Below are 14,408 nucleotides of genomic sequence, written 5' to 3' on the forward strand. Positions count from 1 at the left end.
TAATGGTTACTGCCTATAAAAATTGATTGTAAAGTAGGGGGCCCCTTTACTATTAAATGCCACCCCTACGAGAACGTGCGTGAAATTTGTTCGTAATATGTTGTCACGATGCCCTTTCGAATTCATCAGCGCTTCATGCGCATAAATCGCACTGTACTGTCCGTAAGCTAAATTTTCCCCATACCAGCTAAACATTAGCCCACCCGCCTGCATGCGTTTAAGAGCGGTACCGCCATTTTGATCCGTATGGCTAAAATAATTGTTTATGGCCATTTCTGTACTATGCTTACGGCCGATGTCATTATACTGCGGTGTATAAATTAAAGGATGTAAACCCTCTGCTACACGTGCCTGATTAATCAAATGAACCATCATTTCTTCTAGGGAATCACGATAAGCATTTGTAACTGTTGTCCGGAAAAAGCCAGGTTTCGTTACCTCAGTTGACTTTTTCACCCAAGTGATAGAGCGGACAATGTTGCTTTTATGTATATCGTAAAAAAACGTAACGTAATAATCGTCGATGTCATATGTTCCGCTTGTTGTGTTGCCAGAGCTGTCTTTGTAGTTTTGGGTGTAATTTACCCTCTCTTTTAAAATATATTGGACAGGTTTCCCGTATTTTTTTTCGACAGTTGTCTGGTTAGCCCCGACTGTAATACCGAAGGCCGATTGACCGATTCGTGTTTCATATCCACCAGTATCCTGTCCGGCTGTACGTCCAATTAAATGAAACTCTTTATAATCATTGTTTATCATATTCCATGTCATGTCATATTCTGATTCAAAAGTCTTGTAGGCTGGACGGGGAGGTGCGTTAACGGTTGTAAACGGAATCGTTACTGCTTTATTCATAATCTTACCCTGTACATCTGTAACCTTTGGTGTGACGACCAAAAGGTAATCGGAGGCGTAGGATAAATTGCCTGCCGGTTTTACTGTCAATATCCTGCCTGTAACGGACGTATCAATAGCAATTTTTGTAGAACCTTTTGACATATACACATTATTTTCAATAGAGCGTGGATCGATTTCACGATTAAATGTTATCTTCCATTCTTTATCAAGTGCTGTATTGGAAAAGCTTGGCCACGTTTTGGCAGCAGCCACTTCACTGGATAGAGCAATAAACATTAGGGAAGCAATGATCGTCATCACTGCTGCAAGTTTCTTCATTTCATGAATTCCTCATTCCTTTATCTTCTTTTTCATCCTATTCTTCGTACTTTTTTCACTCTTTTTAAATAGTCCAAAAGACTTTAATTTGCCATTTTAGAGCTAATTATTTGTCTTTGTATGGGAAAAACACAGTAAGCCTGGGGGGCAGTATCGAGCAGAGAACAGATTGAGAAAAGCTAGATGTTCTTCTGTTAACGCAAGTAAATAAGCAAAAATTAGATAGACTGATGAAGCTATATAAAATTTTTGCCTTTTTTATATACTCTTTTTACAATAATGATGGGAGGCGAGGTAGAAGGTGTGCAGTCCTATTGATGGAAGTCAGCAGGTAGTGAAAGAAGGTTCTTTGGGGAAACAGGCGTCTGGAAATTCAAAAGTTTCGCAGCGGGCGCTGCCTGTTAAATATTTATCTACAATTATTATTTCCTTTTAATTTTAGTGCAAAGAAGGCATCCTAAAGCAATGTTGGATGCCTTCTTTGTTATAATAGGCAAAAAATATTGAGGTGCAGTTATGGAGGAACAGGTGCGTTACTTAACAATCGGTGAAATGTCGAAGATTACAAATTTACCGATTCGTACATTGCATTATTACGATCAAATTGATTTATTCAAGCCGTTACATGTGGATTCGGTAACGAATTACCGCTATTATAGCGAATCCCAAATTTATAAGCTTGATTTAATTAAATCGCTCAAATACATCGGTACGCCGCTTGAACATATTAAGATAGCACAGGCACTGACACCTGAGCAGCTTCACGAATTTTTAGCGGAGCAGGAGCAAATTGTCGAGAAAAAGGTAAAGCGCATGCTTGAGGTACAGCAAACGCTTTTGAAAACGAAAAAGCTGCTTGAGGAGCAAATTAATATTCCGGCCTATAACAAAGTGTACGAAATGGAAGTGGCAAGTCAGCGTTTACTTGCCATTAAACCCAAGGACGTTAACATTTTAGATGTGCCTGGTGAATATTTTAGTTCACTCATTAAAACCGTAGAACGTGAGGGCAGCGTGATGAACAGCAGGTATGGTGGCATTTATCCACTAAAAAGCTATGCAAGGGTTGAAGAAATCTACTATGACTACTTTTTTACTCCCCTATTAACGGAGCGCTATTTAGAGCTGTTAAATAAAGATGTTGAGGTGTTGAGAATGCCTGCCGGGAAATATGCCTGCATTGCTTTTGAATTTGATGAAACGGCTTATTTCAAGGCGTATAAACAGCTGGAAGCTTATGTGAAGTATCCTCAATCTGCCGTCTATGAGGTATTTATGCCAATCAATTATTCATCGGAAGAGCAGTCAAGCTATGTTGTTGAATTAAAAGTAAAAATTTTTTAAAAATTAGAGCATGTGGGTTGACCCTACAGTTACTGTAGGGTTTATGCTATGGAGTAGACTGAAAGAGAAGTAGAGGTTTTCAACATGGAGAAAAAGGAAAAAATAACGCTTAGCCTGCTATTGATGAACTTATTCATCGCGTTTTTAGGAATTGGACTGGTGATCCCTGTACTGCCTACGCTTATGAACGAGCTCAATATTAGCGGGAAAGTTGTCGGTTATTTAACAGCGGCGTTTGCATTAACGCAATTAATCGTTTCACCGTTTGCAGGAAAAGCGGTCGACCGTTTTGGTCGTAAAATTATGATTGTATTAGGACTGTTTGTTTTCGGCTTTTCTGAATTTCTATTTGGAATAGGGGAAACGATTGAAGTATTGTTTATTTCGCGTATTTTAGGAGGCGTCAGTGCCGCGTTTATCATGCCGGCCGTGACAGCGTTTATTGTAGATATTACAACGATTGAGACACGCCCGAAAGCGCTTGGCTACATGTCGGCTGCAATTAGTACCGGTTTTATTATCGGGCCTGGAATCGGCGGTTTTTTAGCCGATGTCGGCATACGTGTACCGTTTTATACGGCCGGTGTGATGGGAGTTCTAGCTGCTATTTTATCTATAGTGCTGCTGAGTGAGCCGGAGCGTCAGGAGGAAGAGCTTACAGAGTCGGAAACGACAGGTAAGAGCAGTTTGGGTAAAATTCTTATGCCGAAGTTTTTAATTGCCTTTATCGTCATTTTCGTTGCCTCGTTTGGACTGGCGGCTTTTGAGTCGTTCTTCTCACTATTCGTTGACCATAAATTTGCGTTTACACCAACCGATATTGCAATCGCGATTACGGGTGGTGCGATTTTAGGCGCAATATTCCAAGTAGCCCTCTTCGATCCGTTGATGAAGGCATTAGGGGAGATTAATTTAATTCGTCTTAGCTTAATCTTTTCAGCAGTATTGGTGCTGGCATTAACGTTTGTTAATTCCTACTGGATGATTATGGCGGTAACATTTACCGTATTTATCGGATTTGATTTAATCCGCCCGGCCGTGACGACGTATTTATCACGCATTGCAGGGAATGAGCAAGGGTTTGTTGGCGGGATGAACTCATTCTTTACATCGCTTGCAAATGTATTTGGTCCGATTATTGGCGGTATTATGTTTGATATCGATATTAACTATCCGTTCTATTTCGGTACGGTTGTTATTATTGCCGGCTTAGCAGTGGCAATGCTATGGAAAAACCCAAAAGTGAAAAGTGAATGATGGAATAAAATAGAGCGGCTGTCCGGAAAATCAGAGGTATACTGACTTTCCGGGCAGCTTTTTATATATCTAACAAAAAATTAATACGGGGAACTTGTCCTCTCTTCAAAAAAGAGCTGCCAGATTGGCAAAAAAGAAAAAATGATTCTTTATATAAGCAATTTTTCAAGCAAATCTCTATCAGGAGAAGTAAGCGGGCTTGAGTTTTTCCAAAAGCAGTGTGCTCCTCATTTATATCCACACATTCAAGCGTTGTATTTGGAGAGTAAAGGCCGGATTTTCGAATACCAAACCTTTCGAAAGATGCTTTTATCTCATCATCCTTTTATTTCAATTATTTATCAATGTTTAGAAGGCTTTAACCGATATAGGTACTATAGACGATAAATACTGACGAATTATGAAGGATAGATAATTTCTCTTACTTGAAAGGAGTATTATACCTATGGAGAAAAGGAAATTGCAAAAAATAAATAAGGCTGCTGTTGCCTCTGTACTTGCTGCGAGCGGTATCGCAATATCAGCTCCGGCTGTTCCGACGAAGGCGAGCGGCTTTACAGATCTCAATGCAAATGCAGACTACTATAAGCCGGTCCTCGAACTGTATAACCGCGGCTATATAAGCGGTTATAAAGACGGCACATTCCGGCCAAATCAGGCTGTCACACGTGGACAGGCAGCTAAAATGCTGGCACAGGCGCTCAATCTAAATACAGCAAGCCCAAAGAATCCGAGATTCAGTGATGTTCCAACAAGTAATGGTTTTTATAAATATATTGCAGCTCTTGCCAGTGCAGGCATCATCAATGGATATAGCGACCAGACATTTCGTCCGAACGAGCCGATTACACGTAACCAGATGGCAAAGATTTTAACACTCGGCTATAAGTTCCAGCAGGCAGCGAAACTGACACATGATTTCCATGATGTTGCTGAGTCAAATCCGAACCGTTTCTACATACAAACACTCTATGATCTGGGAATCACAAAAGGAACAACGCAGATAACGTATTCACCTTATGGCTCAGTGACACGTGGCCAGTTGGCGACGTTTATCTATCGTGCCGAAAATACATCGGCTGATGCGGTAAAGCCAGTAAAGGAAATTAGCAGTATTTCTGGATCTTCTGTTTATATTAATGGTATTTCCTACCGAATAGATGCTTCATTGCGGGATATCATCAATGAAGCGAATGCTCCTGCCTTAAAGGGTGCACATATAGAAGGACAAATTATTGGTGAAACATTGAAATCGATTTCTTCCCTGACAATTAACGCTCAGGGAAATAAAGACCGGATTCTTGTTTTTGATGGCAATCACGCTACATTTACAGGTGAGCTGATTATCCAGGGCAATTATATTCGCTTTAAAAACTGGAACCTGACAGGAGAAATAAAGATTGTTGAAACACCACGCAGGACGCTAAGTGACTTGGCTGGACCGTTATCAAACATCCGTGTTGCCAGTCTATCTGGCTTCGGCTTTATCGATTGGACGAAGCCGACAGATACGACGGAAGAGGATGACGATCCAAGCTACAATGATGGCGGGCATGATTTAGAAAGCAAGCCTCCAATCCTTCCTGATGGAAAGGTGGTAGAGAAAATGCCGGTCATCGAGAAATTTGTAGATTTTACAAACTGCTCGATCAGCCGTCTTATCATCGAAGCAAATCGGACTCATGTAGAAGCAGCAAAAACTATTCCCCAGGTTACAGTAAGAGGGTGGGTCCGCCAATTTGAAATCAATGCTAATATCGATACACTCTACCTCGAGCCTGACGTGGCGACAACTATGTATGGTGTAGGCAATATTAATAAGATCTATAAAAATGGCTATAAAAATGTTTATCTGAACAGTTCGGGCCACGCCAATCTGTTGGTGGTGGACAATACAGGCGGTAAAATCGACTTGGGTGAGAATTTTTATGTCGATAAAGTCATTATCCCGCCGAATAAAATGCCAAATGATATCTTCAATGACTTTATTAAGGACAACGATAAAATCGGTGATATTGAGGACCCGAATGGCAATGATGTTGACCGTGATCCAATTGAAGATACAATCATCCCGGACTGGGAAGAACCAGACGCGCAGATTGTCAGAATCGACGTCGATGGTACAAAAGCAAAGGCCCAAATTACTTCTACGGAAAAAGGGAGATACTATTTTACTGTTCGAAAAAAGGATGAAAAACCCCCTACTATTCGAGAAATAATAGACGATGCCAAAACAACAACCCTTAAAACATCAGGTCAAGGGATGATTGGGGCTGATCTGAAGGCCACATTTGACATTGATGGTTTAGTTGAAATGACGGACTATACGCTGTATGTCGTAGTAAGTGATGAAGCAGGTAACTATTCGGACAAGGTCTTTAAAGACTTTACGACAATGGATGGAACGCCTCCAAGTATTACGAATTTGGATGTTCTTCCTCTACCAGGGGGGAAACGGGCCGATGTAACTTTCAATGCATCTGAAAGTGGGCGCTATTACTATCGTGTAGTACCAAAAGCAGCTGACACGACTCCGCCTACAGTGAAGGAAGTTATGGAATCGTCCGGTGCTTTGTCGGGGACAGGAAAGGCCAATGCCGGCAGTAATTCAATACGCATTAGTGGATTAACACATCTAACAGAGTATGTTATCTATATGGTAATGGAAGATGATTCAGGTAATTTAACGACAAATGTAGTAAGCGATATTTTTACTACGAGAGAGCTAGATGATATACTGCCTACCGTCAGTCCGGACATTAATATTGTCGGAAGTACGAAGGATGAGCCTACTGTTATCCAATTGACATTCAGTGAACCAATGGATAAAGAAACTGTAGAGAATGTAAGGAACTATGTATTGAGTGGAACAGGTAATTTAACAGGAAATCCGTATACTGCAAAGTTAGAGAGTAACGGAAGGACTGTTACATTGACGATTCCCTCCATGGCGGCTTTCGTAAATAATGATACCTTGATTGTTACGGTGCAGAATGTAACAGACCTTGCAGGAAATACAATTTTAAAGGGAGCAAGCACGTCTGTTGCAACTTATAGACATCAAAGCGATACAAAGCCTGTGATTGAGAGCTTGGAAGCTATAAAAATGGGGACGGATGCAAGCGGCAACACTACAGTAAAAACGGAATTTACTACAAAACTCACAGGAACATACTATTATATGATTGTCCCGGTTGCGCCAAGTGAAAGTGCTCCGCCTTCTAATACATTTAAAGAGCCGGCAATTTCTGAAGTTGTATTCCCGGGGGATTATCAACTGCCGACAGGGATAAATGGCAGCAAAGTAAATGTTAATACGCAAGCACCTAATACGCCTATAACATTGAATAATCAAACAGTTCTATACGGAAAGGGCACAGCAAATGAACTGACAAACAGTTTTCAATTGCTTCATCCCCAGAATGAGCTCGATAAGAATAAAACAGGCTACAAGATTTATATGGTTTTACAAGACAGGAACGGTAACTATTCTTTAATGAAACAAGCGGACTATCTTCGTGACGAGGAAAAACCGCAAATTGTAAAAGATAAATCCTACTTCGTCAATCCAAATGACAAAAGCAATTCTTACGACTTATTCTTTTATCCAGATAATTACGTTCCGAATACTGTCCAGACATTTGAGTTCCATATTAAATTCTCTGAACCAATGGACCCTGCTTCGATGGCAAAACGTGAAAATTATCGATTGGAAGGTTTAGCAGGAGAGTTTTTAGATGTGAGCTCTGTTACGATGGGAGAGGATAGCCGTACGGCGGTACTGAAGCTTCAATCTAAGGTTGCCCCGGCGTTCATTGAATATTTAATTAAGCATGATTACAACCTCACGATAAAAGTAGACGGGGTGTATGACTTTAACAAACTTGAATTTGTAAATGATGAAGTATCATTTAAATATACAGACAAGGTTAAACCAATTTTAAAAGAAATGAATAGCCAGGGAATTAAGGCATTACGAGACTATTCTGTCAGTCTTTCAAATGATGATTTATATATAAAGTTATCATTTAGTGAAAATATTAAAGATTATCCAGCGGATGGTTTTGTAATTACATCCTCTACAGGGGCAAAAACGTACAGTGTGGCAAATGTAGCTTATGCTAAGGATGAAAAATCAAAAGATGTAAAAAATGAATTGATTTTAAAGGTGGCAGAAGGGGCAACGGGTCTAGTGCAAAATGAGGATCTCATAATTACCGTTAATGAGAAAGTAAAAGATGAGCAGGGCAATAGTGTATATACTGTAGATAATAAATATAACCAAGCTATCTATAAATATAGAAATATTTCTGCTCTGATTAATGGTACAGAACTTGATCCGACCCATATGACTAGCACAGGCGGAGTAAAAACTAGCCGAAGCGCTTATATTGTCACGACAATTTCAAATATGGGAAGCAATGCTAAATTCTATTACGTAGTATTACCAAGCACTGCTGTGAAACCGAAAACGTTACAGGATATCATCAGCTATTCAAATAATGCAGATTCTTCCGCTTATGGCTCAGCTACAGTAGAAACACCGGGTACTCGTCAGCTATTAGATGCGGTAGCTACATCAGGAAATCCGAATGCTGTTTTCGTTGAAGGATATACTCTTTACCTTGTAGTAATTGACGAGTTTAATAATATTTCTACCATTCAGGAAAAGAAAATTGACCCGCCGCCAGCAACCGGAAATCAATAAGTCGAGCACAATAAAATACGAGAAAACATTGTTAAAGGTTCGGTTATGATCATAAGTCATAAACGAACCTTTTTCTCATTGAGCTACATAATCATGTATTTATTGACAAAAAGTAAAAATTAAAAGCCTGCTAGAGAAAAAAACTCTAACAAGCTTTCTTTGTTATGATTATGAATGTTGAAGAACAAGCTGCTAGGACAATAAAATAAGTTTCACCTCCTATAATTCCTTCACAACCGTCTTAGCAAAGCGGTCATGCGGAAGGGCGGAACCATTTTCTCCTTCGAATTCATGGCGATCTTTTAAATAATCAAAGGTGCTGATTGTATCCCGATATAGCATGCGCTTAGCAATTTGTAAATCAGTCGGTTTTGTGCCGTCCTCATTTTCTAGAGCTAGTTTCATTGCCTTATACCCAATTGTTTGACCATCTCTTCTTAACTGAGCATATTCTAATCCCCACATGATGGCAGTTGGCGTTACGAGGTTATGAACTGCTTCGTTTTTTATCTTTTTCCGTAAAAGATACTCAACTCCAAGAGATACCGTTGTCGAGATTGCCGCGTCGATCATTATAGCTCCCAAACGCTTTTTTGTCAGAGATTCCAAGGAAAACACCCCTTTTTGTATGAATACTTTCTATGAGTTTTATAATAGAAAGCTCCTTTTCATCATAAAGAGGATGCCTCTTTTTAAGCAACTGTAAGGTCCTGTAATTGCATTAAATAGTAGATGATGTGCAATAGAGCGGATAGACCATATACTGAAACTTTTACCTTAATATCCCGTATATAAGGTAACATTGAAAGGCGGAGAGGATATTTATGATGAAGTGGAGAAAAGTAGCTGCTGTTACAACAGCTTCAGCTATGACAATTCAATTGGCAGCGTGTGGATCAGAGGAGACATATGTGGAAGAAACAAGTGAATCCTATATAACAAGTGATAGTACGGGAGAGACTGAGACGTATATAGAAGAGCCTGTAAATGACGATGATGGAGTACCAGCGGGCATCGAAGAGTCAGAATATATGGATGCTTGTGCGGATTGGGAGGAGCAGGAGGATGGCTCTTATGTATGTGATGATGAATATTCCGAATACCACGGACAGCATTTCTTTGACGGCCTTATGTATGCGACAATCGGAGCGATGGTAGCAAGCTCTTATTATCAATCGAAAAACAAAATAAACGGCACAAAGCGAAAAGATGATGAAGGAGGTTCAGGCGGCGGGTATAGAGGGTCATCTGGTACATCACCAAAAACAAATGGGGTGACAAGCGGCAGTTCTACAGGCGGCCAGACTAGCTCGTCAGGCACTTCTACTACGACAGATCAAAATAAGACAGGGACAAACAAGCCATCAAATGGAACGTCAACTTACAGCAGTGGGAAATCAGGCTTTAGCTCAGGCGGAAGCTCACGCGGCGGATCATCGTCATCGTAGGAGGCTGGGGAATGAGGAGCAATTATACTAAACGCGGCACCTTCTATGTGCCCTATAAGGATACATTTTTTGCTGATTTTCCTGACCTCGAATATGCTCTTTATGATGCCTTGGTAATACCAAAGGAAAAGATAGAAGAGATTCGTTTTGCCTCACAGATGCTATGGGGTATTTTCGAAAGGGTGGCAAAGCAGCTGCCGAACCTGCCGAGAGAACAGCTGCTTGCGCTCGGAATTAGGGAGGAGATGCTGCCATATATTTCACTTGATTACTTGCAGCAAGTGGCAGTGCTAGCCCGGTTTGACTTCATCTGTACGGAAGATGGACGCATTAAGTGCATTGAGCTAAATGGAGATACCCCTTTTCTTGTCCAAGAGACATTTGAAATGAATGAGAAGTTATGTGGGGAATTTGGTGTAGAAAACCCAAATGATACACAGCAGTTCATTAAAGCGATGTCACAGGCCCTTTTACACGCAGTACATTATGTAAACAAAACCGGCAGCCCTAAGGTTGTCATTACCGGAAAAGAAGCAGAAGATGATTTTGAAGAGTACTGTCAGGTCAAATACATACAACGTGTGCTGCCGTTTGATGTGGAGTATGTACCCATTAAGGAGCTTATTATTTTTACAGAAGGAGAAAAGCGTGGGCTATATACACCAGCGCTGGAAAAAATCGATGTCTTGTATCGACCGGCACATCCTATTGAATTTCTTTTGGATGATGTGGCCGAAGATGAAGACCGGATCGGCTTGCATCTTCTTGATTTAGTAAAGGAGCGGGAGCTGGCGATTATTAATGCTCCTTCTGCCTACTTACTGCAGACAAAGATTTTGCTGTGGCTCATCTGGGACAGAAGAAGTGATGACATGCTGTTTACGAAGCGCGAGCAGGCGGTCATTAAACGGTATATGCTGCCAACTTTTCTGACGGAACAGCCATTTAAACAGGCAGAACGCCCTTTTGTAAAAAAGCCTGTTTTTTCAAGGGAAGGCAATACGGTGGAGATTTTCCGGCCAGACGGCTCTGTTGCTGCTGCTTCACCGAATCGGCATTATACGGATAATCTTTATCTATACCAGGAGTTCGTGCAGATGCCGGAGATTGGTATTCAGCTGAAGGAAGGATTATTTAAGAAAAAATGGCTGGTCGGATCATTTATTGCGGGTGGTAAGGCATGCGGTCTAGCATGCCGGGTTGGCAATGAGATTACAGAATGGGATTCCCACTGGCTGGCAATCGGTTATGAAAAGGAAGAATAGAAAGGAATCCTGTCCAGGGAGGGCGGGATTTTTTACTTAGAAGGGGGCTCGGGGTAGTTATAAAAAATTTGCACGCACATTTCCACATTACAAAAGGAAATTCAAAATGAAAGATAGGTGCTCCTTTCTTCAAAATTATCCATCATTTTCTATGTAAACGCTCTCTTTCTGTTATATAACAATAATTTCTCGCATAAGAAAAATGCTTCTGAACTTGCAAATATACCTCAAATTCAAGACTTTCACAATTCGTTCAATGTAAGCGTTTGAATTATGAAAACATTGTGAAAAGGCACAGAAAGGGCTTTTCATTTCTAAAAAAAGGGGTAGAATGAGAAGTGTGAAAGATGTTATATAACAAGTTGCATCAGTCAGTGGGGAAATAAAATTGTTATAGTACAATTTGAACGTAAAAGGAGAAATGAAGTATGTGGGTAATTACAGTATTCAATCATCAAAATGACGTTCGTATTTTCGAATACACAAGCAAGGGCGAAGCAACGCAAGCATTAAAAAAGTTCGCTAAAAATGCCATCCTATCTTATACAAAATAAGCAAACGCATAAAATAAAGCTTACATTTTAAAACAAAAGGAGAAATGAAGCATGTGGGTAATTACAGTATTTAATCATCAAAATGATGTTCGTATTTTCGAATACACAAATAAAAATGAAGCAACACAAGCATTAAAAACTTTTAAGAAAAACGCCGTTCTTTCTTTTACAAAATAATGAGCATTAGGTCACCCGCAGCAAATGAGCTGCGGGTTTTTTATGTGTAATTTTATTTCTCGACTAATGCATACCACTTTTTAGCTATAATAATTGAAACACCTTATTATTAGTGTTAATAAGTATCAGGATGTTTTCAGCAGGCTAATAGAAGGAAAGTGTTGAAAAAACGATTATACACAGCGTTAGTTTAAGAAATACAGCAGACAATTGGATAGCAAGGAGTGAACCGTATGAAAAAGCAATTAGATATTTTTATCGCATTTTTCAGGTCAGGGATTTTAGGCTTTGGTGGTGGGCCTTCTGCAATTCCGCTTGTACATAAGGAAGTCGTTGGTACGTATCAATGGATGTCGGATGAGGAGTTTGCGGATGTTTTATCAATAGGCAATACATTGCCTGGGCCGATTGCTACAAAAATGGCCGGGTATATAGGGTACCGGGTCGGCGGATGGCTAGGAATGATTAATGCACTCATAGCAACGATTCTGCCAACTGTCATACTATTAATTATTCTCCTTACGTCTTTACGTGAATACAAAGATTTTGACTTTATAGCAGGGATGACAAATGGTGTTGTTCCTATTGTTGGGGTCATGATGGCTGTGCTGACGTGGGATTTTTTGAAAAAATCAAAATCAGCTCTTGGGTGGAAAGTAGGGCTGATAATCCTGGCAGCCTCCTTCATTTCAATGATTCTCTTGGGCATTAATGCTGGTATCATCATTGGCATACTGCTTGCCCTGGCATTGTTTTTACCGGTCAAAGGAGGGAACGAATAATGATCTATGTAGAAATATTTCTGGCCTTCTTTATTCCAAGTATTTTAGGTTATGGGGGAGGGCCTGCCTCTATTCCATTAATCGAAAACCAAGTGGTATCTACTTATAGTTGGATGACAACCGCTGAATTCAGTGATATGCTCGCTATCGCCAATGCACTGCCAGGCCCAATTGCAACAAAGTTAGCTGGTTACATTGGCTATGAGCAAGGAGGAATTCTAGGAGCTTTTATTGCTCTTTTGGCTACGGTGGGCCCGTCCCTTATCCTTATGTTGCTGCTCCTTAGCCTGCTGTACCGCAACCGCAATTCACCGCGAGTAAAGCGGCTTTCAAGCTTTGTCCTGCCGGCAATCGCTGTTTTAATGGCAGATCTTACGTTTGATTTTTTTGCTACTTCTATCGCAGGTATAAATTGGATTCCAACGATTGTTATAGCGGTCATCAGCTATTTTGCCATGGAAAGATTCAAAGTTCATCCTGCCATGGTAATTGGAGCAGGACTTTTAGTCGGGGGGCTATTTTTATAAATATCGAGCATGAAAAGAATTCCTTATCATAGTACAAATAAGATTCCATCCACTAGTTTCCCGCTAGTGGATTTTTAAATGCTATTCCCTCGGATCATCTGCCTATGCGATAATATAGTGGTATTATTTTCGTGGGGTGGTACTATATGGATATTGAAATAAGAGAGGTAATAGATGAGGGAAAGACAATTCTCCCTGCCTGTACATTAAAGGGGCAAATCATCGGTATTTATACAGATATACAGAAAATGCAATTTATTATGCAGCAGTTGAAACAGAAAGGATATGTTCATCACGTAATGGATGGGCATTATAAAAGGTTGAAAGTAGAGGAAACATTTCGATTTTATATGAAGATGGCTGGCTGCCCACAGCCATTGGAGGAGATGTTAGGGCTTTTCGGGCTGACAAAATCACGAAAAAAGAAAGTAATGGACCTATCAATCAGTGAGCAGCAACGCCTTGCTTTTTTAAGGCCTTACTTATATGGCGGGACATTTTTAACGATTGAAGAGCCGTATCATCGTATGGATGCGGATACCCGAATTATTACTGCCGGATTGATCCAGCTGATGGCAGAAAGAGGGACGATCTTTCTGTTACTATCGAATAACTTAGAAGACCTTCTTATTTCAACAAATGATATTTTCCGGATTGACTCATCGGGCTGTCATAAGATGGATTTTAATGAAGAACAGCCGACCATTATTGATGAAGAGCCGGTAATTAAAATTGAAAAGATCCAAACAAAGAAAAACGATAAAACGATTCTCTTTAATCCACCTGAAATTGATTATATTGAAAGTCTGGATGGTGAAATTTTAGTGAATGTAGCAGGCGTGAGCTATACCTGCTCTCTTACATTACAGGAGCTCGAAAAGCGATTGCGTGCCTATGGCTTTTATCGTTGTCATCGCTCTTATATTGTAAATTTACAAAAGGTACGGGAAATTATCACATGGACTAAAAATAGCTACAGTTTAAAACTCAGTGTAGGAGAGGGAACTGTAGTACCTTTATCAAGAAATAAATTGTCGGAATTAAAAGAACTAATTGGAATTTCGTAGTATTTCCTGGGGAATAATGGGGTGCGTTTGTCGACAGGAAGATACACTTCACTGCGTTTTTGCTACAATTCAGCAGAAAACAGCGGTGTGATTTCCTCAATTC

General features: G+C 40.2%; 13 protein-coding genes. 11 read left to right on the plus strand and 2 right to left on the minus strand.

Going from position 1 to position 14,408, the window contains the following annotated elements:
• Window positions 1-6 precede the first annotated feature (6 nt).
• Entirely contained in the window at window positions 7-1,176 is a 1,170-nt protein-coding gene (locus AA0Y26_RS00450; protein ID WP_413364359.1) for a CAP domain-containing protein, read from the minus strand.
• Window positions 1,177-1,477: 301 nt separating this feature from the next.
• On the opposite strand from AA0Y26_RS00450, the gene AA0Y26_RS00455 reads away from it, so the two are divergent.
• The 4 genes from AA0Y26_RS00455 to AA0Y26_RS00470 all read left to right on the plus strand — a co-directional run bounded on the left by AA0Y26_RS00455 (window position 1,478) and on the right by AA0Y26_RS00470 (window position 8,485).
• Window positions 1,478-1,612, plus strand: a complete 135-nt coding sequence (locus AA0Y26_RS00455; RefSeq protein ID WP_413364360.1) for a hypothetical protein — start codon at window positions 1,478-1,480, stop codon at window positions 1,610-1,612.
• A gap of 80 nt (window positions 1,613-1,692) precedes the next feature.
• Window positions 1,693-2,520: a MerR family transcriptional regulator gene (locus AA0Y26_RS00460; protein ID WP_413364361.1), complete on the plus strand. Its 828-nt coding sequence runs from the start codon at window positions 1,693-1,695 to the stop codon at window positions 2,518-2,520.
• Between the two features lie 84 nt (window positions 2,521-2,604).
• On the plus strand, window positions 2,605-3,777 hold the full coding sequence (gene norA, locus AA0Y26_RS00465; protein WP_413364362.1) for a multidrug efflux MFS transporter NorA: 1,173 nt from the start codon (window positions 2,605-2,607) through the stop codon (window positions 3,775-3,777).
• A 445-nt stretch (window positions 3,778-4,222) separates the two neighbouring features.
• Window positions 4,223-8,485 carry an S-layer homology domain-containing protein gene (locus AA0Y26_RS00470; RefSeq protein WP_413364363.1) on the plus strand — a complete coding sequence of 1,421 codons (4,263 nt, stop codon included), beginning with the start codon at window positions 4,223-4,225 and terminating at the stop codon, window positions 8,483-8,485.
• A 219-nt stretch (window positions 8,486-8,704) separates the two neighbouring features.
• Here the strand turns inward: AA0Y26_RS00470 and AA0Y26_RS00475 are convergent, their stop codons facing one another.
• Window positions 8,705-9,094 carry an RDD family protein gene (locus tag AA0Y26_RS00475; RefSeq protein WP_413364364.1) on the minus strand — a complete coding sequence of 130 codons (390 nt, stop codon included), beginning with the start codon at window positions 9,092-9,094 and terminating at the stop codon, window positions 8,705-8,707.
• 215 nt (window positions 9,095-9,309) lie between these two features.
• Between AA0Y26_RS00475 and AA0Y26_RS00480 the strand changes: the two genes are divergently transcribed.
• The 7 genes from AA0Y26_RS00480 (at window position 9,310) to AA0Y26_RS00510 (ending at window position 14,305) form a co-directional block, all read left to right on the plus strand.
• Window positions 9,310-9,933: a hypothetical protein gene (locus AA0Y26_RS00480; RefSeq protein WP_413364365.1), complete on the plus strand. Its 624-nt coding sequence runs from the start codon at window positions 9,310-9,312 to the stop codon at window positions 9,931-9,933.
• 11 nt (window positions 9,934-9,944) lie between these two features.
• Window positions 9,945-11,198, plus strand: coding sequence for a glutathionylspermidine synthase family protein (locus AA0Y26_RS00485; protein ID WP_413364366.1), 1,254 nt, complete (start codon window positions 9,945-9,947; stop codon window positions 11,196-11,198).
• 428 nt (window positions 11,199-11,626) lie between these two features.
• Window positions 11,627-11,752, plus strand: a complete 126-nt coding sequence (locus AA0Y26_RS00490) for a hypothetical protein (protein WP_413364367.1) — start codon at window positions 11,627-11,629, stop codon at window positions 11,750-11,752.
• A gap of 51 nt (window positions 11,753-11,803) precedes the next feature.
• Window positions 11,804-11,929: a hypothetical protein gene (locus AA0Y26_RS00495; RefSeq protein ID WP_413364368.1), complete on the plus strand. Its 126-nt coding sequence runs from the start codon at window positions 11,804-11,806 to the stop codon at window positions 11,927-11,929.
• Between the two features lie 233 nt (window positions 11,930-12,162).
• Window positions 12,163-12,711, plus strand: a complete 549-nt coding sequence (locus AA0Y26_RS00500) for a chromate transporter (RefSeq protein ID WP_413364369.1) — start codon at window positions 12,163-12,165, stop codon at window positions 12,709-12,711.
• Window positions 12,711-13,238 (plus strand): chromate transporter, encoded by a 528-nt coding sequence (locus tag AA0Y26_RS00505; RefSeq protein WP_413364370.1) that lies wholly within the window; start codon window positions 12,711-12,713, stop codon window positions 13,236-13,238. Before AA0Y26_RS00500 ends, AA0Y26_RS00505 begins: the two co-directional genes overlap by 1 nt.
• Window positions 13,239-13,384: 146 nt before the next feature.
• Window positions 13,385-14,305, plus strand: coding sequence for a LytTR family transcriptional regulator DNA-binding domain-containing protein (locus tag AA0Y26_RS00510; protein WP_413364371.1), 921 nt, complete (start codon window positions 13,385-13,387; stop codon window positions 14,303-14,305).
• Window positions 14,306-14,408 lie beyond the last annotated feature (103 nt).

Origin of the sequence: Lysinibacillus canaveralius (assembly GCF_047301505.1) — a bacterium.
Taxonomy (GTDB): Bacteria; Bacillota; Bacilli; order Bacillales_A; family Planococcaceae; genus Lysinibacillus_B.